General features: G+C 68.2%; 18 protein-coding genes and 7 pseudogenes. 13 read left to right on the top strand and 12 right to left on the bottom strand.

Going from position 1 to position 20,151, the window contains the following annotated elements; genetic code table 11:
• Positions 1–59: 59 nt before the first annotated feature.
• The 3 genes from ABZ622_RS39475 to ABZ622_RS39485 form a co-directional block, all read right to left on the bottom strand.
• The gene (locus ABZ622_RS39475; RefSeq protein WP_360551840.1) at positions 60–467 is read right to left on the bottom strand and encodes a GNAT family N-acetyltransferase; all 408 of its coding nucleotides are present in this window, start codon (positions 465–467) and stop codon (positions 60–62) included.
• Between the two features lie 157 nt (positions 468–624).
• Complete coding sequence (locus ABZ622_RS39480; RefSeq protein ID WP_356483499.1) at positions 625–789, bottom strand: hypothetical protein; 165 nt, start codon at positions 787–789, stop codon at positions 625–627.
• 94 nt (positions 790–883) lie between these two features.
• Entirely contained in the window at positions 884–1,384 is a 501-nt protein-coding gene (locus tag ABZ622_RS39485) for a cupin domain-containing protein (RefSeq protein WP_360551817.1), read from the bottom strand.
• A 122-nt stretch (positions 1,385–1,506) separates the two neighbouring features.
• Here ABZ622_RS39485 and ABZ622_RS39490 point away from each other — a divergent pair, with 122 nt between their 5' ends.
• The 4 genes and pseudogenes from ABZ622_RS39490 to ABZ622_RS39505 all read left to right on the top strand — a co-directional run.
• Positions 1,507–2,046, top strand: a complete 540-nt coding sequence (locus tag ABZ622_RS39490; protein WP_360551819.1) for a MarR family transcriptional regulator — start codon at positions 1,507–1,509, stop codon at positions 2,044–2,046.
• A 551-nt stretch (positions 2,047–2,597) separates the two neighbouring features.
• Complete coding sequence (locus ABZ622_RS39495; RefSeq protein ID WP_356483502.1) at positions 2,598–3,011, top strand: nuclear transport factor 2 family protein; 414 nt, start codon at positions 2,598–2,600, stop codon at positions 3,009–3,011.
• 1,316 nt (positions 3,012–4,327) lie between these two features.
• Positions 4,328–4,570, top strand: coding sequence for a hypothetical protein (locus tag ABZ622_RS39500; protein ID WP_360551821.1), 243 nt, complete (start codon positions 4,328–4,330; stop codon positions 4,568–4,570).
• A gap of 602 nt (positions 4,571–5,172) precedes the next feature.
• A pseudogene (locus ABZ622_RS39505) lies at positions 5,173–5,484 on the top strand (helix-turn-helix domain-containing protein); the annotation flags it as partial.
• A 42-nt stretch (positions 5,485–5,526) separates the two neighbouring features.
• On the opposite strand, the gene ABZ622_RS39510 reads toward ABZ622_RS39505, so the two are convergent.
• The 3 genes from ABZ622_RS39510 to ABZ622_RS39520 all read right to left on the bottom strand — a co-directional run bounded on the left by ABZ622_RS39510 (position 5,527) and on the right by ABZ622_RS39520 (position 9,232).
• Positions 5,527–7,098, bottom strand: a complete 1,572-nt coding sequence (locus tag ABZ622_RS39510) for an AMP-binding protein (protein ID WP_360551823.1) — start codon at positions 7,096–7,098, stop codon at positions 5,527–5,529.
• Between the two features lie 110 nt (positions 7,099–7,208).
• Complete coding sequence (locus ABZ622_RS39515) at positions 7,209–8,162, bottom strand: cyclase family protein (protein ID WP_360551824.1); 954 nt, start codon at positions 8,160–8,162, stop codon at positions 7,209–7,211.
• Positions 8,159–9,232 (bottom strand): alpha/beta fold hydrolase, encoded by a 1,074-nt coding sequence (locus ABZ622_RS39520; protein ID WP_360551825.1) that lies wholly within the window; start codon positions 9,230–9,232, stop codon positions 8,159–8,161. The genes ABZ622_RS39515 and ABZ622_RS39520 overlap by 4 nt, the downstream gene beginning before the upstream one ends.
• Before the next feature lie 105 nt (positions 9,233–9,337).
• Between ABZ622_RS39520 and ABZ622_RS39525 the strand changes: the two genes are divergently transcribed.
• The 4 genes and pseudogenes from ABZ622_RS39525 to ABZ622_RS39540 all read left to right on the top strand — a co-directional run bounded on the left by ABZ622_RS39525 (position 9,338) and on the right by ABZ622_RS39540 (position 12,422).
• On the top strand, positions 9,338–9,934 hold the full coding sequence (locus ABZ622_RS39525; RefSeq protein ID WP_360551827.1) for a TetR/AcrR family transcriptional regulator: 597 nt from the start codon (positions 9,338–9,340) through the stop codon (positions 9,932–9,934).
• A gap of 336 nt (positions 9,935–10,270) precedes the next feature.
• Positions 10,271–10,576, top strand: a pseudogene (locus ABZ622_RS39530) (IS701 family transposase); the annotation flags it as partial.
• A 566-nt stretch (positions 10,577–11,142) separates the two neighbouring features.
• Positions 11,143–11,997, top strand: coding sequence for a DUF3592 domain-containing protein (locus tag ABZ622_RS39535; RefSeq protein ID WP_360551829.1), 855 nt, complete (start codon positions 11,143–11,145; stop codon positions 11,995–11,997).
• Positions 11,998–12,257: 260 nt separating this feature from the next.
• A complete protein-coding gene (locus ABZ622_RS39540; protein ID WP_360551831.1) occupies positions 12,258–12,422 on the top strand; it encodes a hypothetical protein in 165 nt (54 codons plus the stop codon).
• 409 nt (positions 12,423–12,831) lie between these two features.
• Here ABZ622_RS39540 and ABZ622_RS39545 read toward each other — a convergent pair whose 3' ends face one another.
• The 3 genes and pseudogenes from ABZ622_RS39545 to ABZ622_RS39555 form a co-directional block, all read right to left on the bottom strand.
• Positions 12,832–13,407, bottom strand: coding sequence for a hypothetical protein (locus ABZ622_RS39545; RefSeq protein ID WP_360551833.1), 576 nt, complete (start codon positions 13,405–13,407; stop codon positions 12,832–12,834).
• A 380-nt stretch (positions 13,408–13,787) separates the two neighbouring features.
• Positions 13,788–13,892: pseudogene (locus tag ABZ622_RS39550) on the bottom strand (GIY-YIG nuclease family protein); the annotation flags it as partial.
• Positions 13,864–14,070 (bottom strand): annotated as a pseudogene (locus ABZ622_RS39555) (GIY-YIG nuclease family protein); the annotation flags it as partial. The pseudogenes ABZ622_RS39550 and ABZ622_RS39555, both read right to left, overlap by 29 nt.
• 234 nt (positions 14,071–14,304) lie before the next feature.
• On the opposite strand from ABZ622_RS39555, the gene ABZ622_RS39560 reads away from it, so the two are divergent.
• Positions 14,305–14,658: a hypothetical protein gene (locus ABZ622_RS39560; protein ID WP_360551834.1), complete on the top strand. Its 354-nt coding sequence runs from the start codon at positions 14,305–14,307 to the stop codon at positions 14,656–14,658.
• A 96-nt stretch (positions 14,659–14,754) separates the two neighbouring features.
• On the opposite strand, the gene ABZ622_RS39565 is transcribed toward ABZ622_RS39560, so the two are convergent.
• Together ABZ622_RS39565 and ABZ622_RS39570 are read right to left on the bottom strand one after the other, a co-directional pair.
• Complete coding sequence (locus ABZ622_RS39565; RefSeq protein ID WP_360551844.1) at positions 14,755–15,147, bottom strand: hypothetical protein; 393 nt, start codon at positions 15,145–15,147, stop codon at positions 14,755–14,757.
• Entirely contained in the window at positions 15,048–15,770 is a 723-nt protein-coding gene (locus ABZ622_RS39570; protein ID WP_360551842.1) for a hypothetical protein, read from the bottom strand. The genes ABZ622_RS39565 and ABZ622_RS39570 overlap by 100 nt, the downstream gene beginning before the upstream one ends.
• A 261-nt stretch (positions 15,771–16,031) precedes the next feature.
• Between ABZ622_RS39570 and ABZ622_RS39575 the strand changes: the two genes are divergently transcribed.
• Both ABZ622_RS39575 and ABZ622_RS39580 read left to right on the top strand, forming a co-directional pair.
• Positions 16,032–16,826, top strand: a complete 795-nt coding sequence (locus tag ABZ622_RS39575; protein ID WP_360551836.1) for a hypothetical protein — start codon at positions 16,032–16,034, stop codon at positions 16,824–16,826.
• A gap of 245 nt (positions 16,827–17,071) precedes the next feature.
• On the top strand, positions 17,072–17,833 hold the full coding sequence (locus ABZ622_RS39580; protein ID WP_360551838.1) for a hypothetical protein: 762 nt from the start codon (positions 17,072–17,074) through the stop codon (positions 17,831–17,833).
• 394 nt (positions 17,834–18,227) lie between these two features.
• Here the strand turns inward: ABZ622_RS39580 and istA are convergent.
• A pseudogene (gene istA, locus ABZ622_RS39585) lies at positions 18,228–19,310 on the bottom strand (IS21 family transposase); the annotation flags it as partial.
• Positions 19,311–19,545: 235 nt separating this feature from the next.
• Between istA and ABZ622_RS39590 the strand changes: the two are divergent.
• Both ABZ622_RS39590 and ABZ622_RS39595 read left to right on the top strand, forming a co-directional pair.
• Positions 19,546–19,893 (top strand): annotated as a pseudogene (locus tag ABZ622_RS39590) (transposase); the annotation flags it as partial.
• A gap of 5 nt (positions 19,894–19,898) precedes the next feature.
• A pseudogene (locus tag ABZ622_RS39595) lies at positions 19,899–20,151 on the top strand (hypothetical protein); the annotation flags it as partial.

The following is a 20,151-nucleotide window of genomic DNA, read 5'->3' on the forward strand; positions in this document are numbered from 1 at the left end:
TCTGAAGCTCAAACGGCTGGCCGACCGCGGAATCCTGACCGAGACCGAGCAAGGCATGTTCACCCAGCCCCGGCCGTAGTCGACCGACGTCGCCGGGCAGCACTGCCTTGCAAGACGTTCAAACGCACGGTGATCATCTGGGCGTCGGTCCGCTCCAGCACCGTGCGCAAGACAGCGGATCCGAGCCCTCGGCCCTGATGCTGCGGAGCAAGGTAGAAGTGCTCCAGCCACTGGCCGCCTTCGGCGGGCCGAATCGTGACGCATCCTACGAGTTCGCTCTCGACCGTGATGATCGACGTGTGCCGCGCGGAGAAGGAATCCCGCAGCCGCTGCCGCACCCGGTGCTCGTCGTAGCGCCCGAGGCGTTCCAAGTCCGCACGCATGACCGTCGCCCGCAACTCCGCGATCGCCTCGACGTCCGCTGCCGCCGCAGAACGCAGCACCCAGCCTGCGCCGTGCGCCGACATGGCCCGTGCAGGCACCGCCATGTCCAATCGCGTCCCGTTTCCCATCACCCCAGCATCCATGGCCGGAGTATCTCAGGCGGCCTGCTCAGAAGAGGCAGACGGGTGTCTCAAGCCGAACTGCCCGATCCCGCCGCGACCGCAATCGCGGACCGAGTCGTTAGACGATTGGGGCGACGACGCCGACGGTGTTGCAGTCCTTGCGGATCAGGAACGGCAGCCCCTGTTCCAGGGCGACGAGCACGGCAACTGTGCCGGCCGTCTCTATGTTTGTCGCTCGGCAGACCTTCGCGACGCCGCAGCCACCGTGATCGTCACCCTGCATCAGGACACCGTGGGCCTCTGTGAAGAACCCGCAGGCGAGGGCGTGCCCGTCGTCGCCCTCGGCGAACGATGCCTCGCTCCAGGCGATCGGGCGATCAGCGACGCTGACGGGCTCGTTGCCAGGTGGCGCTCTCCACGAAGAAGTTGTCGAAGCGTTCTTGCGAATCGAGGAGTTCCCGCGGATCGGCCGTGCCCTTGCTGACGCGGTCGAGCAGCCGGAAGTAGTCGAAGCGCTCGACGCCGGGGGTGATGATGATCAGTACGTCGGCGCCCGCATCGGGTTCGGCGGCGAAGGCGTGCGGCAGTCCTGGCGGCACGAGGAGGAAGTCCCCCTCGTCCGCGGTGATCACACTGTCCCCGGCCAGTGCCTGAAGCCGGCCGCCGAGCACGAAGAAGAGCTCTGCGGACCCGGTGTGGCGGTGAGGCGAGGCTCCGTCGGTGCCCGCGGTCAGGGTCACCCGCTGGGCGCTCACGGCCCCGCCGGTGGTACTCGCGTCAGCAAAGAGCCGCACGGTGCTGTCGGCGCTGCCCAACAACTCGGCCTCGGCATCCCGGACCAGGATTCCGCCCTGGGTATTGGAAGTGATCAAGGACATACGCCCCTCCAGTCGTCAGAACCGCATCCGGTCCCGGACGCAAGCCGGGTCGCGATCGGCAGAAGTGATTCCACGTCGAATAGTACGACAGCTAACTATCAGCCGTCGAATAAGATGGAGACGTGACGAAGGAAGACGGGACCAAGCCGGGCGTGGCTACCGAGACGCGCCAAAGCCCCAAAGACGCTGTCGATCAGATCCTCGACCAGTGGCGCAGGGAACGGCCGGACCTGGACCTGTCGGCGGTGGGGGTCTTCGGGCGGCTGGGTCAGCTCTCGCTCCTCCTCACCCCCATCCTCGAAGGGGTCTTCGCCCAGCACGGGCTGCGACGGGGTGAGTTCGATGTCCTGGCCGCACTGCGCCGATCCGGACCTCCGTACACCCTGATCCCGTCCGCCCTCGCGAAGACCCTGATGCTCTCCCGTGCCGGCATGACCAACCGCCTGGACCGCCTGGAGGCGGACGGCCTGGTGGAACGCCGTCTCGATCCCACCGACCGCCGCAGTTTCCGTGTCGCACTCACCGACCGCGGCCACGAAGTCGTCGACGCCGCGGTCACCGATCACGCCGCCAACGAATCCCGCCTCCTCTCCGCCCTCACCCCCGACGAACGCGAAACCCTCGACCACGCCCTGCGCACCCTGCTCCAGGCGATCGAGTAGGGCCGAGCGACCCTAGCGGCGAGGGCACGGCCGGGCGAACGCGGCTGACGGCGAGATGGTGTCGACTGAGTTGAAGTGGCTCTGGTCGCCCTTTGCCGGGAAGACCCCGCCGTTTTCGACAGGGGAACGGGAGCCACTCGGGCAACGGGAATGAGAGCCGCGCTGCTCCATCGGTGAAGGGAATGAAGTGCGGCAGCGGGTTGGGGGTGGAAGTGCCTGTGGCGGGTTTATGGGGGGCGAGCCGGTGGCTTGTGGGGCCGGGCCCTGCTAGCTCGTGTCCCTGACAGGCACGGTCTGGAAGGGCCCGGCACCGTTCTGCGGCAAATCAATCGCTGATGTCGGGTAGGGGGTGGCCAGCCCGCAGGATTCGACGCAGATGCACAACCGAGGCAGATGACAGGGCTGCTTCACGTAGCGGCGGAGTCTCCCGGCTGCGGGCTCCCCCAGGGCGCTCGGGCTGGCCTTGACGCCCACGTCAAAGCGTATCTTCGGGAAAGTTGCTGCCGCACACCCTGCGGCAGTCGCCCCCTCACAGAGTGGAACACACGATCATGCCCCCTGCATCTGATTCCGGCGACCGCGCAGCGCTGCTCAAGCACGACCGGCGCTTCTTCGACGCGCTGGTCGCCGCCGACACGGCCCGCTTGGGCGAGCTGCTGGCAGACGACTTCATCCTGGTCAGCATCGAGGACGGTTCGGTAGTCCCCCGATCCGCCCTGCTCGCCGCGGTCTCCTCCGGAACCGTCACATTCCCCGCCATCGAGTCCTTCCCCGAGGAGGCTGTCGTCCGCAGTATCGGCGACATCGGCATCGTCATCGGGCGGACCAGCATGAACTTCGTCAACTCCGATGGCACCACCTTCACCGCCGGAAGCCGCTACACCCACGTCTTCACAGCGGACTCCGCCGCAGGATGGCGTCTCGTATCCGCTCAAGGCACCCGGATCGCGTTCACCGACGCGTGAAAATGCAGCGAACGTGGCCTGGAACCCCGCTACACAACCTTCATTGAGGGCATTTCAGCTCTTTCGTCGCGCTGGTCTTGACCGGGAAGAACTGGTGGAGGCAAGGTCGCTGCCCCACAGCCGGGCCCAGCGTTTGAGATGATCAGACCCGCGGGGTCTCTGCACCAGGTGCGTGAGCTGTCGGTTCAACCTTCTGCGCCCGGAGGCCTGGAGGTTGGCGAGTTGGCGGTGAAGTGCCTGAATCGCCACGATCGCGACGCCGTTGGCATCGGTGCAGCAGATCGTCTTGTGTGCCGCGCTCGCGGACCGACGACACCGACCGGTGCCGGCCTGCGGCATCCCGAGCGGCTTGGCTTCGCGACCAAGCCCCAGTTGCCTGCCCGGATGGTGATGAGGGCACTGGACGCGGGGACGCCCGTCCGTAGTTCCCATTAATCTGATGCTACGGCTTCAGGACGTCTTCCTCTGACAGCACGGCCCCGCCCAGACTTCCATGTCGAGGACGTGGGCGCCCAGTCGATCCCGGATGATGCCGACGCTGACCGCGCCGGTGGTGAGGGGCTTCTTGCACCAGATGCAGGCACGGCCGACGGACTGGTCCCACGTCAACGTCCCCGGGTCGGGGAGCGGCCTGGGTGCCCGACCATCGGCTGCGGCCGTCAAATGAACTTCCCCTCGTACGGGACGGGCCTCGGGCGCAGCGCCCCGCTCGCCGGCTCGCGTGAGGCATCGGGTGAGGCCGGCGGCGGTGCGCTGAGTAGTTCGTCTGCCGAGGGCACAGCGTCATTCTCCCCGCGTTGGCCGGGTTCTCCAGCGCCGCCCGGAATTCGGCGGTGTCCAGCACCTCCTGTACGCGACCTGCTCCGTACCACGACCCGTTGAACCCGGCATGGCCTGCCGTCCATCACTCACCCGCAGGAGCACCGAATGCCAGCCCTCGAAGGAACCGTGCCGGTGGCCGGTGCACCCTGCTGGTGAGTCTGATGGCGCGGGGCCTGCGCGCGGCACAGTCCTTCTACTCCGACGTCATGGGCTGAACGTTCAGGCCCAGCACGCTCGGCAATGACTTGTCGGTGGCTCTGGCACATGGTGAACCGGTCGCCGGGGTCGGATGCTGCCAAGCCGGTGGCTATCCGGCCGTCTGGACCCCGTACTTCGCCATCAGTGACGCGACGAGACGGCGGCCCGGATCAGTGAGCGCGGCGCCACGCTCGCCGTCGGCCCCCTCGTCCTGGGTGAGGGCCGCGCCGGGATCGCCGCCGACCGGGACGGCGCCGGGATCGGATTCTGGGAACGCCCGGGCCCTGACCTGGCCGGTGGGGCGGGGCAGGGCCCCGGTTCGGCTGGACCTCCAGACCCGTGACGCGTTCGACGCCGCCATCTTCTACGAAGAGGTCTTCAACTGGGCCCGGCCGCCCGGCGGCTGCACGGTCGCCTACGCCCAGGACCACATCACGTCCAGGCACAGGGACGCACCGTCGCCACCCTGCACGGCGGAGACGACGAAACCGGCCCGGACCCACGAGTTCGGCCCCGGTGGAATGTCCACTTCCGAGTGAGAGACAGCGAGCAGGCCTCGGCAGCTGCCGTCACGGCCGGAGGCGAATCCTCACCGGTTGCCCCACCCGCCGACGCCCCGGACAACGCGTTCATCATCCGCGACCTCGATGGTGCCCTCTTCAGTCTGTCCGGGGCCTGACAACGGCCCGCCCTCGGCCAGGTACTCACGCCGATCGGGTAGGCGTCCATCCCGGGAGCAGTGCACGCCGGCTACCGCCCATGCAGCCTCGACCTGGTCGTACGTCTCACGGACGGTGAGGTCGAGCGCGAGGGCAGTGGCCAGTGTGCGTACGGCGGCCGCTCAAGAACCAGTGAAGGCGAAGCGGTGGAGAGGGCGGCTCGGCGCGGAGCACCTTTGGCGTGCGCGTCCGGTCTGGGTCAAACGCGCCGGGTCACGAGCCGGGGCCCACGGTCTCAGGCCCGACTGCAGCGAACGGCACCGTCGCTCAGGACGAGATCCGGGCGGATGTCACAGCATCACTACCTGTGATGACGAACGACCCTCGGACGAGGGCCCGCTCCAAGGTTCTGTGCAGCTGACGGCCGCCCGGACGCATTTCTTGCGGGGCCACGGGCCTCACGGGGTCAGGGACTCGCGGTAATGCTCAGCCCTGGACGGGGAGCCAGCGGCGTGGCTGCGGGTGGCGCAGGCGGGACTTCTCCGGATCTCTCAGCTGGGGGCCTGGGACCGAACCTTTCGCCGACGGTGTCGGGACGCTATCTGCCGTTCTCCGAGCGCGAGGACATCGCCGTGTGGCGTGCTCAAGACGTTGGGGTCCGTGAGATCGCGCGTCGGCTTCGCCGGTCGCCGTCGACGATCTCGCGGGAGCTTCGCCGGAACGCGTCAACGCGCACCTACCGCCTGGAGTATCGGGCGTCCATCGCGCAGGGGCATGCCGAGCGGCGGGCTCGGCCACCTGCGGCCCCGGTGCGTGTCTTGGGTTTCGAAAGGTGCTCAGCCTTCAGGTCGCGAGGGGGCCAGGCCTCGGCGCAGCGTGGGTTTGTCGATCTTCCCGACGGGGTTCTTGGGGACTTCGGGAAGGATGATGATGTCGGCGGGGATCTTGTAGCGGGCGAGTCGGGTGGTGAGGAAGTCGCAGATCTTCTCGGCGGTGAGGTCGATGCCGTTGCGCAGGGAGATGAAGGCGATGGGGACCTCGCCGAGTACTGGGTCGGGGCGGCCGACGACGGCGGCTTCGAGGACGGCGAAGTGGTCGTGCAGAACGGTTTCGATCTCCTTGGGATAGACGTTCTCGCCACCTCGGATGATCATGTCTTTGGCGCGGTCGACGAGTATGAGGTAGCCGTCGTCGTCGAGTCGGCCGATGTCCCCGGTGTGGAGCCAGCCGTGTTGGAGGGTCTTGGCGGTCTCGTCGGGGCGGCCGAGGTAGCCGCGCATCACGGTGGGGCCGCTGATGACGACCTCGCCGATACTGCCGTCGGTGACCAGTTGGCCGTCCTCGTCCATGATCGCGATGTTCTGGCCCGGCAGCGCGATGCCGACCGTGCCGGGCTTGCGTAGCCCGTCAACCGGGTTGCAGGCCGATGCGCATGTGGCCTCCGACAGGCCATACCCCTCGATGAGTTGCACGCCGAATCGTTCCTCCACCGTGCCGATGAGCTGGGGCGGCATCGGGGCGGCGCCGCAGATCGCGAAGCGAAGCGAGGAGGTGTCCGGCTGCGCGTCGGCTGGCAGGTTCGCCAGCATTGCGTAGATCGCGGGAACGGCGGAGAAGTAGGTGGGGCGGGCCGCCTCCAGCACCGTGAAGAAGGTCTTCGGGCTGAAGCGCCCTGCGATGGTGGCTTGGCCGCCGGCTCGCAGCGGGGACAGGACGCTGACGATGATGCCGTTGACGTGGAACAGCGGCAGGATCAGCAGGCTGTGGTCGGCCTCGGTCAGGCCCAGGCCCTCGATCATGGACGCGGTCATCGCATCGATATTGCGGTGCAGCAGCTCCACCCCTTTGGGGCGCCCGGTGCTGCCGCTGGTGTAGATGACCAGGGCCAGATCATCCAGGCCTGCCTGCGGATCGTCCGGTTGCCGCTGCAGCTCGACCGTCGGGGCCGGGCGGGCGAGTTCCTCAAGGGTGACCACGGACAGGGCGTCAGGAAGGGCGTCGGTCTCTGCTTCGTCGAGGACGACGAGTTTGGCGCCGCAGTCCTTCAGTTGGTAGTGCGTTTCGGACGGGGTCAGCGTCGGGTTGACCGGCGTGAGCGCCGCGCCCAGGCGCCAGGCGGCAAAGAGAGCGGCCACGAGTTCGACCCGGTTGGGCAGTTTGACCCCGACGATGTCACCAGCGGTGATCCCGCGGGCGGCGAAGTGGCGGGAACAGACCTCGACCAGGTCATCGAATGCGGCGTTGGTCAGGAAGCCACGCGCGTCGTCCCCGATGGCCGGAGCATCTGGGTCGTTCGCGCGGCGGGCAGCAGGCAGGCGGCTCAGATTCACGGGATACACCTCGATGGTGGGTCGATTGGCAGGCCGGCCGCCGGGGCGGCCGGCCTGGTGCGGTGCCGCATGTGGCACCGCGGGCGGGCTTCCGGGGGACCGCAAGGGGGCACGGGGCCTCGGAAGCCCTGTTCCGGTGGGGCTGTCCACTCCACTCACCCGAGGTGGAGGAGCCGCTCTATGAGCTGCTACTTGATGGCTGTGGCGGCGACGGGAGATCCGACCGCGCCGGTCAGGGGCAGGGGGGACGCGGCGAGCATGAAGCTGTAGCGGCCGTCCTGTCCGCAGTCCACGGCCAGCGCGTCGAGGTCGAACATCTCACCGAAGGCCAGTCCCATGTGGACGAGGGCGACTTGGTGCAGGGGCTGGAATTCCTCGATCTCGTTGGGCCGGACCTCCACGCCCCAGGTGTCGGTGGCGATCGCGACAACTTCCTTCTGTGCCAGCCATGGAGCGGTGTGCAGGGAGAGGCCGGGGGCGGAACCGCCGGCGTAGTCGCCCCAGCTTCCTCGGCGTTCACCGAGCTGTCCGGTGCGCACGAACACCGCGTCACCGCGGCCGACCACGGTGCCCTGGGCTTCCAGCGTCTCGTCGAGGTCGTCCGGGGTGATCGCGTAGCCGGGTTCCAGCGCGGGAACTCCCTTGTGCCGGGCGACATCGATCAAAACGCCGCGCAGGATCATGCGGTCGGTCCAGTGCTGGATCGCGTTGCGGGCGGCGCCGGCGGTGGTGTGCTCGGCCGCGCTGTAGCCGTTCCACATGCGCCCGTCGTGGAAGATGTGCGCGAGGGCGTCCCATTGGGTGCCGCACTGCGTGGGCATGATGAGGGAGTCGTCTGCGTACCCGAACCGGGTCTTGTCGATACCGAAGGCTGCGAACAGCTCCTGCTGTTTACCGCTGACCGCGTCCGTGCCGGTGGCGGTGGCCAGCAGCATCGGGTTGTGGCGCAGGCCGCCCTGCTGGGGCCCGGCCTGGTCGTAGGGCAGGGTCATCGAGATCACTTTGCCCGCCATGACCTCCTTCGCCGCGGCTTGTACGTGCTGGGGGGTGAGGAGATTGAGGGCGCCGAGCTCATCGTCGGGCCCCCACCGGCCCCAGCGGCTGAGCTCGTCGATGTAGTCCTTGAGAACGTCGTTGCTCATGCCGGGTCCTTGGGTGACATGGTCCTGTTGAGCCAGTCGATGATCAGGGGGACGACATCGGATGACAGCTTGCTCGTCGCGCAGTGGCCCGCATCCGGGATGAGGCGAACCTCAGCCCCCGGCCGCGCCTCGAACAGGAGGGTGTCCTCCTGCGGGACCAGGGGGTCATCGGCCCCGTTGACGATCAGCATGGGTGCGGACTGCTGCTTACCTGCGAGCAGGCCGGCCAGCGACAGGCTGGTCCAGCAGGCAGCGAGTTCCTCGGATGCCGGCTCATGGTCGAAGCCCAGAGCGTTGCCGATGATGCCGTGCATGCCGGAGTCACTGAAGGGAGCGTCCTCGAAGGCGGCCTTGACGGGTCCACCCAGGACGACTGCCGCGTCGACCTCACCGCTCAGCCCGGTGCGAGCGGAGAAATGACCGCCCATGGATACGCCCAGGTGGGCGACGCGTCCGTTACCGATCTGTCGCGCCTCTTGGACCAGACTGGACACGATCTCCGGGCCGCCGTCGTGGCTCATCGCCACCGGGGACTCCCCGGTGCCGGGAATATCGAAGGCCAGTACTGTCATCCCCGTGTGCACCGCCAGGGCGACCCACAAGGAGTGCAGGTCCTCCTTCCAGGTGTCCACTCCGCCGCTGACGATGATGACCGGGGACTGACCTGCGGACTTGTCGGGGGCGCCGAACTCGTGGACCGGGAACGGCACGCGTGTGCCCAGGTGGTCGGCGAGAACCGAGCGGCGTAGGAAGGTGACCGGGTCGTTGTCCGCGCTGAGGAGGTACTGATCGATCTGGTGGCGGTAGGCCGCTCGCTTGGCCTCGTCGGCCAGGGTGGGGAACTTCGCGAACCCGTAGGCCAGGGCAGCCAGCTCAGGCTTCCGGTCTTTTGCGTACCGTTCAGCGAGCTGGGACCACTCGTAGACCCATCCGCCGGGCTCATCGGGCCACATCTGCTTGATGCGCCCGCGTACGGCCTCCACGTCGTCTCCCGGCACGCCCAGGTTGATCATCTGCGCGAGGCGCTCCTCGAACAGTGCCTCGACATTCACTGGCCACTGGTACGACATCTGCGGCTCCTCCGAGTCCGAGCGGCTTAACGCATGAGTCCTGCGTTAAATGGAGACTACGGGCTTTTCACGCAAACGCAAGACCCCTGCGTTAAGATGCGTTCCATGATGACCGAGTCGATTCGCCGACGGCCAGGAGGACGGAGCGCCAAGGTGCGCTCGGCTGTTATGGCGGCAACCCTGGAACTGCTCGCGGAGTCCGGCACCGGGAAGCCGAGCATCGCCGAGGTGGCCGCGCGGGCGGGCGTGCATGAAACCTCCATCTACCGGCGCTGGAAGACCAGCGAACGGCTCATTCTGGACGCGATGGTCGGCTATAGTGCCGAGCTGCTCAAGACTCCCGACACTGGTTCCGTGCGCGGGGACCTGGTTGCCCTGGGGCAGGAGCTCGTCGACTACGGGATCTCCCCACTGGGCGAGGCGCTCACGCGGACCCTGGCCGCCAGCGTCGACGACAGCGAATTCGCACTGACGCGGAGTCAGTTCTGGGCGGCCCGCCACGACGAGTGCCGGATCGTGGTGGAACGCGCCGCCGCTCGAGGCGAACTCCCCGCCTCCATCGACAGCCGCATGCTGCTGGAAACGTTCATCGCACCGATCCACTTCAGGCTGCTCATGACCCGCGAAGCCATGGACACACCTTTTCTGGAGCTCACCGCCGACATCGCCGTCGCAGGAATCACGGCAGTCCAGTCGAGCTGAGCACCCATCCCGCCGCAGAGCCCTCAGCCAGACGCACGCCATCAATGATCGCCCGGACAGCTCCTAGTACTCCAGCAGGATTTTGCAGTCTGACCTGCGAGTTTCGCTGGGCGGCTGGAGTGTAGCGGGCTGTGGAGTGGTCGGGGGCGGCTTCACGGTGGCCGCCCCTCGATCGTGCGCAACGCCGCACGTAATGACAGCGGGTGGGAAAGCTTTCCACGTGATCACCGAGCATGTTGCCGAGCAGTGGGACCTTGAACTGGACGACCTCTTCGTGACCATCGGTCATCGCTTCGGCCGTGTGGAGCTTCGCCGCCTTTGGAGACCCCCGCCCAGGAACTGGTGCGGATCGCCGGGACGCGGTGGGCGATCGAGGAGTGTTTCCAGTCCGCGAAGAACGAGTGCGGCCTGGACCAGTACGAAGTCCGTCGTTACCCGGGTTGGTACCGGCACATCACCCTAGCGATGCTCGCGCACGCCTTCCTGGCAGCCACCGCACACCGGGCCCGGGAAAAGGGGGCGGAACCGGTGAGGCAGCCGGGGTCATCGAGCTCACAGTGGCAGAGGTTCGGCGACTCCGGGCAGCTTGTCGTCCCCGGCCCCCGCACCTGCACGGACGTCGAGGCCGACACCACGCGGTGAGCTGGTCGAACTGGCGCCGACGACGCCAGGCAGTCGCCCGCCACTGTCATTACGTGCGGCGTTGTCGCACGATCGAGGGGCGGCCACCGTGAAGCCGCCCCTGACCACTCCACAGCCCGCTACACTCCAGCCGCCCAGCGAAACTCGCAGGTCAGACTGCAAAATCCTGCTGGAGTACTAGTTCGCCGAGCCAGGACAGGCCCTGCTCCCACTCGTCGGCAGCAGGGCTGCCGCTTGCCTCGTCCTCATCGGCGCTCGCTTCGACGGAGCCGGTCCACAGCGACTTGAGCACATGCCGGCCCGGGTAGTGATCGATGAGCTGTTGGGCCTCTCAGGGATCCTCCCGGCTCGGAGCAGGCTGAAGTAGCGGCGAACGACCGCTTCGAGGTCGGTCTTGGCAGGGCGCTCCGTCCAGATCTTCACCGCGAGATCATACGAGTTCGGTGACGCCACCGCCGTGGGCGTCGCCGGCGTTCGCTGCGGTCAGCGCACGCCCAGACATCACCCGATCAGTTCAGTACCATGGTTCCCCGGCGATCGGGCCGACGTGCACCACAGGAGGCGCCATGGAGACCGTGGACCCGTCAGCGCGTCGGCGCCGGCAGCGCGATCGTCAGGTGGGCAATCCGGCGGCCCTGCGTATGGGCGTGATCTGGTTCGTCCTCGGCGCCGCAGGCGCCTTCGTGCTCGGCCTCCTAGTCTCCCTGTGGTTCGACGTGCTGCGCGCGATCTCCCTCAACGCGCCATCCGGCACCCACGTCTCCGGTGTCTCGGTCCCGCTCGTCGTCGCCGGGGTGGGCGCAGGGGCCCTCCTGGCGGGCCTGGGGCTGCCGGCGGGCGCCCATCATCTCGACGGCTACCGGGCCGCACGGGGCGGCGGCGGATGGGCGCTGGCAATCGGCGTCGCCGGCTTTACCCTGGGCGTCGCTGTCGCGTCGCGGAGCTGGGTGGCGGCGGACCGCGTCGGATGGGTGGTGACGGACTACGAGCCGCCGGAGCCCTGGGGTTGGGGGCAGTTGATCCTCTACTACGCCGAACTCTGGCTGCCGGGCCTCCTGGTCGTGCTCTCGCTGCTGCTGGTGTGGTCGGCCGTCCGGGCTCAGCGCCGCGCCGCCGCGAGCGCCGCTACCCGGGACCGGCTGCTGCTCGAGGGGCTGCGGACCACCGGGACCATCAGCGAGCTGCGCATCCACTACTCCAGCGACGACTCCGGTGGGCGGCACGTCGCGGGGGCCACCGCCACGGTCACCTACGTCGACGCCGCCGACACGCGCCGCTGGGTGACGCGCAAGTACGCCGATGCGTCCGTGCTCGTCCAGGGTGGCGCGGTGCAGGTGCTCCACGACCCTGCCCGCCCGGACGACGACGACTCGGTGTTCGTGAGCTTCCTGCGGGAGCCGGCCGCCCTCGACTGGGTCTGACGGGCAGTTTGGCGAAACTCCGGCTGGGCGGCCACAGAGGATCGTGCCGGGCGGGCTAATGCTGTGACCGCGTAGGTTCGCCGGGTCCACTGCTCGTATGCTGGCCGAGTGGGCAGGGACGGTGTTCCCCGGCCCCGATAGCTGCGATGCCGAGGCGTTGCGCCGGGCTGCGGCTGTGTCCCTTCGCCGTCTGCTGAGTAGCACTCACGCCTGTTGCTGGGCCGGTAGGTGACCACGCACCAGGTAGGGCTCCATTCTCAGTGAGAGCCCTGGGCACTGCTGCCAAGCACGCCATGCTCGAACTGGAGGTGTCCGAGGACATCGGCATCACCGCGAGCGTGGCAACCGAGCGGCACGCGCGCTGCCTGATCGCCTTCGCCCAGCACGACCGGGACCCGTGCGGGAGGTCGTCATCAAGGCAATGAGCACGTTCAACGGGCTGCCCATCGAACAGCAGCTGAAGGCGATCGTACGTTTGAGCGCATTCGACGTGTTCGTGGACGCCCTGGATGAGACCGTGTGCCAACCGATCGGCACCTACGTCGAGCGCGGGTCAATCCCCACCCCCGATGCCTCCGTGGTCCTGGAGCCCGCGATGATCTCTGTGCTTGCCCTGGCCGGGGTTGACGCTGTTCGAGCCCGTATCCCTGCCTTGGGTAGCACGATCGCACAGCTGTCTTCGAAGCGGAGGGCCGCCGTCATTGAGCGGCGGCCCTCCGCGTACTTCACCGACTTCCTGGCACCCATCCTGGCCACGGCCGGCGGCTGGCGCACCGCCGAGCGCCTCACGGTTGAGCCACGGGACCTCGCAGAGCACTGCGGTCGATCGTGGCGCTACACGCCCGTCTCCGGGGTGGTCCCTGCCTCGGCATCTCGCTCTCCTGCCGGGCGTTCCCCGGCCGGTACAGGGGCGCGTAGAGGCTCCTGGCCGGTGGATTGGCGGGGGGTGAGGTCCGCGACCGACGGGGAGGTCGGCAGGGCGCCGCTGGCCTTCAACCCACTCATGGCGAGCGCCGCTGCTGCGGCTGCTGCGATCTCGGCAGAACTGTCCCCGGCAAGCTGGGCCAGGAGCGGGCCGTCTGGCAATCGGGCGGCCTTCCTCGCCGCTCGGTGCTCGTTCGCCGCCCGTTCGGCCTCGAACGAGTACCCGAACAGGGCCACCAGCAGGGCCGCGCCAGCTAGGCACCAGGCCCCGGTGTTGGCGGCCTCGGAGAAGTAGGTGCGGGTGAACGTCTCGATCTCGTGCATGGGGAGACGGGTGAACACCTGATCGCGGATGAGCTTGTCGAGGCCCATGGGGTCCCACAGAAGCCAGCCGACGGCGGCGAGCGCGGGGAGTCGGCGGACGGGCCAGATGTCGCCCGTGACCGTGCGGACCATGAGGAACGCCGCGACCGGCAGGCCCACCACGACTCGTAAGGCCGCGTTGGTGACGCTGCGCCAGCCGCCGACGAACTTGATGCCGTCTTACCGGCCTCCTTCGCCTCGAACAGAGCGGTCAGGAAGCGCCGGAACATGAACGCGGCCAGCCGGTTGAAGTCGCGGTCGACGCGGTCAAGGCGGCGTGGCTTCGCCGCCCCCTCGTCATCGTCGTCGGTGTTGCGGACGACGCCCAGTACGACGTCTCGGACGATGCCCGCCAAGCGTTCCGAGGTGATCGTCTCGCCGCGATCGAGGGGCCGTGCGCCGGGCCTTGGGGCGGACACCTGGTCCCGCGGCTTGGGGTTGGCGTGGGCCTGGACGGCGTTGGGAATCGCACCAACTGGCTCTACGCCGCCGAAGTCAAACCATTCGCCCTCGACGCGGTAGGCGGCGAACGCCCGGTGCAGCATGGACTCCAGCTCGCGGCCGCCGGGTGTGGACCACAGGATTCCGAGGCGGTCGGGGTTTCCGGTCTGAAGTTTCCTTGAGCCGTTTCTCCGGGTTGTTGCTCGTGCCGATCTTGACGCGGGTCGACCCGGCCGGGCCGATCACGTACACGAAGGAGCTGCCGCTGGGCTTGGAAGAGGTCACCGTCCTGCTCTCGTCTCGGGGGTACGCGCCTGCCGGGACTGTACGGGGACCCTCGGACATAGAGGTCCGTTCCGCCCGCCGGTCGGCCCTTCACCCACCGCCCGCCGCGCGAGTTCGGCGGCGACAGCGTCCAGCTCCTGGTGGCTGTACCCGGCCGGCCGATGAGTCCCCAATTCCGTAACTACGAAATCACGTTGAAAACAGGTCAACCTCATGCAGGGCGCTTGACGGGGTGCGGAGCTCGGGCGCTACTTGTCAGTGTTCACTGCATAAATGCTGATCAAAGGGGGCTCAATGGGAAAGATCATGCGATCGAGGCTGACTGTCACGCTGACGGTTGCCGCCGTCGTCGGCCTTGCCCTTCCGGGAGTTGCCGGTGCGGCGGATCACTCGACCCAACCCATGTCCAACACGGCCTGTGACGACGGCAAGGCGACAGCAAAGGAAAACGTGGCCATCCGCACCAGTACCAGTACCAGTGCCGCTCTGGTGACCACTGCCCTGAAGGGGCAAACGTGGGCCTGCGGTGTAAATGGTGTCATTCTGGGCGACCGGTATACCGCTTGCGGGACATCGAACGGCAACGGTTGGTTCTACGTCTACAACGACAACTACGCGGGCTATACCGCGTCAGGTTGTTGGGGGTGACGCTACCCGCGTGACCAAACCCCCACCGCCGGAGGGCGCATTCCGGTGGTCGTCGCATCACAGTGATCAACTGGCTGTCTCCAGGGCACGGCATCCTCACCGCATCCGGGTCACGATGAAGGTGCCGTGCCGGCCGGACCCGGCCAGCACTTCCACGACCAGGTCCGTCTCCACCCGCGTATACGGCTCTCCCTCCGCCCGCCGCTCCCCCACCACCGCCGCGCCGCTCAAGGCCTCACCGACACGAGCCGCGAGGACGGGCTCCAGGCGCGCGGAAACCTGGGCTGGCCCACCCTCGTCCCGCACCGCCAGGACCAGATGGTGCGGTCTGAGCCGGGGGCCGGTGAACCCCAGCACCAGGGCGTCGACCGTGTCCGCGTGCCGAACCTTCACCCACTGGCCCTGTCCTGACGGCGGATAGCCCGCGCCGCCGCGTTTACAGACGATTCCCTCGATGCCCTGTTCACGCAGGGTGTCGTACCAGAGCACGGCGACGTCCCGGTCGTCGGTGGTCGGGGCGGCCTGGATCGGCGGCCCGACATCGGTGAGGAGCTCCAGGAGGAAGGTGCGGCGCTCGGTGTACGGCAGGCGTCGGCAGTCACCGATCGCCGGGTCCGGGTGCTGCAGGGAACGTCCCAGCAGATGCAGGAGGCCGGGTACCGGGTCGCCAGGGCGCGGGCCCAGGTCGTGGATGACGCGGCCCGTGACTGCGCCGCAGCGAAGTCGAGCCGGCCGTCCCGCCAGATCACGGCCTCGCCGTCCAGGACCGTGCCGGGGCGCAGTCCCATGCCGGCGACGGCCAGGTCCATCCAGTGCTGGGTGACGACTCGGCCGGACCGGGCGTACAGCACGACGGTCTCGTCGGTACGGCGCAGCACGGTTCTGTGGCCGTCGTACTTGGGCGGGCCGGGCTGCCAGGTACGGCCGGGCCCGCGCGCGGCCGGGATACGGATCGCGGGCCCGGACTTCAGCATGGGGATCTTCGCGTACCGGCCGGTGTGGTAGTCGACGGCGACGACGCCGGAGTTCGCCCGGCACACCGACCCGGGTGGCGCACCGCACCGTGGGCACGGTTCGCGCTCGATCAGCTCGGCACGGGCGATCTCATCCATCTCGGCGTTCACGCGTTCCCCTCCCGCTTGGCCGCCCGAAGCGGCTCGTCCCGAAGCCTCTCCGTGGCGCCCGCCGGTTTCGGGACGCCTCCCGCGCTCCGGCCGCCCCGGCGGGCGACCGTCCCGGAATCGGGGATCTGGCGGGCATCTGTGCGGCGGGAGTCGTTCCTGCCACTCTGGAAGCCAAGGACACCGCTCGGTAGCCCTGACGGACCGGATGGATCGGCGAGGGACAGCGAGGGACAACGGATGCCAGGCTTCTTGACGGACTTACCGACCTTCTGGGCCTTCGCGGCGGTCTGGGTGGGCGCTTTCACGACGTTCATGGCGTTCTCGCTGGTCCGCCTCCGTTACGTGCTCCGGCGCGACCGGCAGGCCATCGGACGCTTCTTCGAGACCGGTGGCGCGAAGCCCGTTCTCGCCATGTATCACCTTGAGGGAGAGCGGGCCGCGACACAGGCCGGGATGCTGCTGCTCTCCGCCGGGCCCCGCTCCTTCCGCGGCCGGCGCCGGGCGATCCCGGAAGCAGGACCGGAAACGCACCCCCTGCTGGCATCACTGCAGACGGCCGTTGACGACGCCGGAGGGAGCGGCTCTCTGGAGGAGGTGAGAGCATCGTCCCGCTTCCCGGCCTTCCGCTCCCAGTTGCGGCAGACAGCACGGCGCAACCTCCCCGTTCGTCGGACGCGCGACGTGCCCGGCGCGAGGGAAGGGTGGGCCGCGGTGTGCGGTCTGTTCGCCGTCCTCGTCCTCGGCGTCGGTTTCTACGCCCGCCAGCCGGGCGCGGAGGGGATCTGGTTCGTGATCGCCCTGGCCGTGCATGTGCCGGTGGCGATCTGGCTCGGTGTGGCGGACGGGCGGAGGGGACCGGAGCAGTGGCCCGAGTTCGGGGCGCTGTGCGAGCGCTGCGTCGCCGAGGCGGGCGTTCGCGTCCTTGAACCGGAGCGGGTTGCCGGTACGGGCTCCGCCGCCACCTCCGGCTGGGCCAACGACGGCGGTGTCGGCGCGTCCAGTTCGTGCGGCGGTGGCTGTGGCGGCTGCGGCGGCGGGGTATAAGCCGGCGGTCGTTTCCGGGACGGCCGAAAGAGGTCAGGGCCTCAAGGCGTTCGAGTTGTTCAGCGGCGCCTGCCACTGCTCAATCAGCTTCCACGGGCCTGAATTCGACGCCTTCGGCCGGTGCATGATCTGTTCCACCGTCTCGCCGTCCACTTCGGACGCGGCCTTGCATCGGTCATCGGCAGGACGCCAGTCCGAGTAGCGGAGGTGATGGAACTCTTCATGTCCTCCAGGAGCCGTCCGAGGTGGTCGGACAGGAGGTGAAGAAGGTCGACGTGCTCCTGGCGGGCGCGGTCAAGCGCCGCCTCCTGGCCGCGGGCATGACCGGCTGGCAGCTCGCCGACCTCCTCGGCGTCCACGAGCACCAGATCGACCTCGACGAACTCCCCGACCTGCCCGTCCGCGTCCTGCTCGAACTCGCCCGCCGCCTCGACATGCACCCCGCCGACCTGATGACCGGTGCCGACGACCTCTTCGAGCTGCCGCGCCACCGCCAGGTAGTCGACCGACGCCCGGCCGGCGCCGACCACGACGCGCTCACCGTCGTCACCGCGCTCGCGCACGCGGACAGTCCCCTCACCGCCGACGGCCTCGCCGCCGCCCTCTCCTGGACCCGCCGCCGGACCGACGCCGCCCTCGACCACGCCCGCGCCCACCCGGACACCGGCGGCGCGCTCGTCCTGCGGCACGTCCCGCCCGAGGCGTTCACCGTCGCCCCACGCCTCGACGTCCTCGCCCCGCACCAGGTCGACGCTCTCTGGGGACGGAAGGACCCCCGCCCCGACATCCGCGGCCCGATCCAGCCTGCCGAGGCGGAGGTCCTCCTGCGCGTCTCGATGGCGGCATCGACACCGGCGATGCCAGGCCCTCGAAGATCTCGCGGCCGCGACATGGTCACGCGCGGCGACATCATCGACCGCTTCCACGACAACGTGCTCTACAACCTGCGGATGCTCTCCGAGCCGCCCGCTCCTACTGACACGGACTCTGCGCTCCCAGTGCCATAACCCTGCGCGGCGGCGTTCGTCTTGTTCATGTTCAAGGAGTGCCGCCAGGATGCGTATGCCTCGGTGGGAAGTGATCGCGGCCTTGAACGCGGCGGCAAGGACATCGGGCGACAGGGCCTCGGCCTGGGTGGTGGAGGGGCCGCTGAACGAACGGTGATCACTGACCTCCGGCGGCACGGTGGGCAGCTGGCGGTCGGCGATCTACCGAAGGCACCAGCCCCCTGGCCGCTACCAGAATTCTCAATACATCTGCGGGATTCTCATCAAGCCTGCGGTACTGCAGCTCAAGGTCGTGATCCGCGCGGAGAAAGCACACCAAGGCATCTCTCAGCCATCTGCAGCCTCGTAGGTCAGAGCGATCTCTCTACCGCAACAAGGATGAGAACGCACACCGGGCGACCTCGCGGGCCGAGCCATGCTCGTCGACGGCCGTGACGATCAGCTCGTCACCGTGAAATCGGGCCCGGACCCGGCTGTCGATCAGCTCGTGCGGGACCGAGTAACGGACCGCCTCGACCGAGATCGTCGACTCCCAGGTGACCCGGCGGGTCGTGCCGAAGATCGCGGTGAACGGGCGCTTCGGCAGCGGGTGAAGACGCTGGCGTTCCTCCGCGAGACGATCGACAGGTTTGCTCCGAGTCGCCCTGTGAGCACGGGAGTTGACCTCATCACAGAAAGCCCGGCAGGCCGCTTCGAGCTCGCCGAAGGTCTTGTATTGCTCGCGCAGGTTCACGTCCTTCGGGACCAGATCGGCCTTCGCGATCTTCACCGTGGACTCGCTGCCGCCCTTGGTTTCCGGGTCCGCAGGCAGACACGTCCTGATCGTCGTGCCGTAGTGCCGGGCGACCTCGACGATCTCCGGATTGCGGACCGCGATCCCGGCGACGTGGTCGGTGGTGACCGTCTTCTCGTTGTCCGTGAGGACGTAGGCCGGCACTCCGCCGAGCCTGCGGAAGGTGGCGTCCAGAGCCGCGGTGACCGTCGGCAGCGTCTTGTCCCAGATCGGAATGACGACACGGAAGCGGGACCAGGCCAGCCATGCGCAGAACAGCGTGGTCTTGTGGCCCTTGATCACCGGGCCGTCGCCGAAGTCGTACTGAATCCAGAGCCCCGGCTCGGTCACCCACGGCCGGTAGATCCGGCGCCGACCGGCCCTGAACTGGGCTTTTGCCTCGGCGACCGTGCGGCGGGTGGTGCGTTCCCCGCCCGCGAAGCCCATCGCGGTGATCCGCTTGTGGACCACGTCCGCACGGACCTTGCCCTGCGAGCGGACCACCAGTTCCTCGATCTTCGGCAGGTAGTCGTCGATCGCGCGGGTCCGGTGACGGTGCTGGCCAGGGTTCTGCCCGGCGGCCCGCATCTTCACATAACGGGCCACCGTGTGGTGGTCGCACCCGGCCAGCTCGGCCGCGGCGCGGTAACTCCCCGTGAAGTCGTATGCCTCAAGGATTTCCATGATCTCCCTGCTGTTCTTCACCCGCTCGAGCTTCGCCGAGCAGGACCTGTCGGGGCGAGCGGGGAGAAATCTGGCCGTACGCGGGGAATCCCGTGGCCATCAGTGGGGCCTTAAATGGCCGCCTATGGGGAGCTTGTCATGGCCGCCGTCACCCGCGTGATCAAAACGCCAACCACAAGCTCAACACGCCCTCATCCCAACCATGCACGAGCTCGTAAGACCGTGTCCTATGTGGTGATCACTCGTTGAGCTATTCATGGGGCGGGATACGTGGAGTTGGATTGTTCCGGACGGGCTGTGGGAGATCGCGAAGCCGTTGATCCCGCCGTCGAAGGTGCGCCCGCAGGGCGGCGGGACGCAGGACACGCCTGATGAGACCCTGTTCGCGGCGATCGTCTATGTGCTGGTGAGCGGGTGTGCGTGGCGGGCTCTGCCGCCGTGTTTCGGGGTCTCGAAGTCGACTGCACACCGGCGCTTCGTCATCTGGTCCAGAGCCGGCGTCTGGGGCCGGCTGCACGAGGCGGTGCTCGACCGCATCGACAAGTGCGGCCTGCTCGACCTGACCCGCGTGGTCCTCGACTCCGCCCACGTACGGGCCAAAAAGGAGCCGTGAACACACGTGCCTGGATCATCTTCCTCGACGAATCAGGCGTCTCCCTACTCCCTCAGATCCGCCGCACCTACTCGCCCCGAGGGCGGACTCCACTCCTGCGGCACCGCCTGAACTGGAAGCGCGCGTCGATGGCCGGAGACTTGGGCTACCACTCCACCGACCCGCATCGCGGGGCGCGCCTGTGCTTCCACCTCAAGCCCGGCAGCTACGACACCGCCGGACTCATCGAGGTCCTGGAGCAGATGAAGG

Source organism: Streptomyces sp. NPDC007164 (genome assembly GCF_040634135.1).
GTDB classification, from domain to species: Bacteria; Actinomycetota; Actinomycetes; order Streptomycetales; family Streptomycetaceae; genus Streptomyces; species Streptomyces sanglieri.

What these genes read in the sequence shown, in the direction of transcription:
- ABZ622_RS39475 (WP_360551840.1), bottom strand. Translation starts at nt 467, where the DNA reads ATGTCGGCGCACGGCGCAGGCTGGGTGCTGCGTTCTGCGGCGGCAGCG.
- ABZ622_RS39480 (WP_356483499.1), bottom strand. Translation starts at nt 789, where the DNA reads ATGCAGGGTGACGATCACGGTGGCTGCGGCGTCGCGAAGGTCTGCCGA.
- ABZ622_RS39485 (WP_360551817.1), bottom strand. Translation starts at nt 1,384, where the DNA reads ATGTCCTTGATCACTTCCAATACCCAGGGCGGAATCCTGGTCCGGGAT.
- ABZ622_RS39495 (WP_356483502.1), top strand. Translation starts at nt 2,598, where the DNA reads ATGCCCCCTGCATCTGATTCCGGCGACCGCGCAGCGCTGCTCAAGCAC.
- ABZ622_RS39515 (WP_360551824.1), bottom strand. Translation starts at nt 8,162, where the DNA reads ATGAGCAACGACGTTCTCAAGGACTACATCGACGAGCTCAGCCGCTGG.
- ABZ622_RS39520 (WP_360551825.1), bottom strand. Translation starts at nt 9,232, where the DNA reads ATGTCGTACCAGTGGCCAGTGAATGTCGAGGCACTGTTCGAGGAGCGC.
- ABZ622_RS39525 (WP_360551827.1), top strand. Translation starts at nt 9,338, where the DNA reads ATGATGACCGAGTCGATTCGCCGACGGCCAGGAGGACGGAGCGCCAAG.
- ABZ622_RS39535 (WP_360551829.1), top strand. Translation starts at nt 11,143, where the DNA reads ATGGAGACCGTGGACCCGTCAGCGCGTCGGCGCCGGCAGCGCGATCGT.
- ABZ622_RS39560 (WP_360551834.1), top strand. Translation starts at nt 14,305, where the DNA reads ATGGGAAAGATCATGCGATCGAGGCTGACTGTCACGCTGACGGTTGCC.
- ABZ622_RS39570 (WP_360551842.1), bottom strand. Translation starts at nt 15,770, where the DNA reads ATGGATGAGATCGCCCGTGCCGAGCTGATCGAGCGCGAACCGTGCCCA.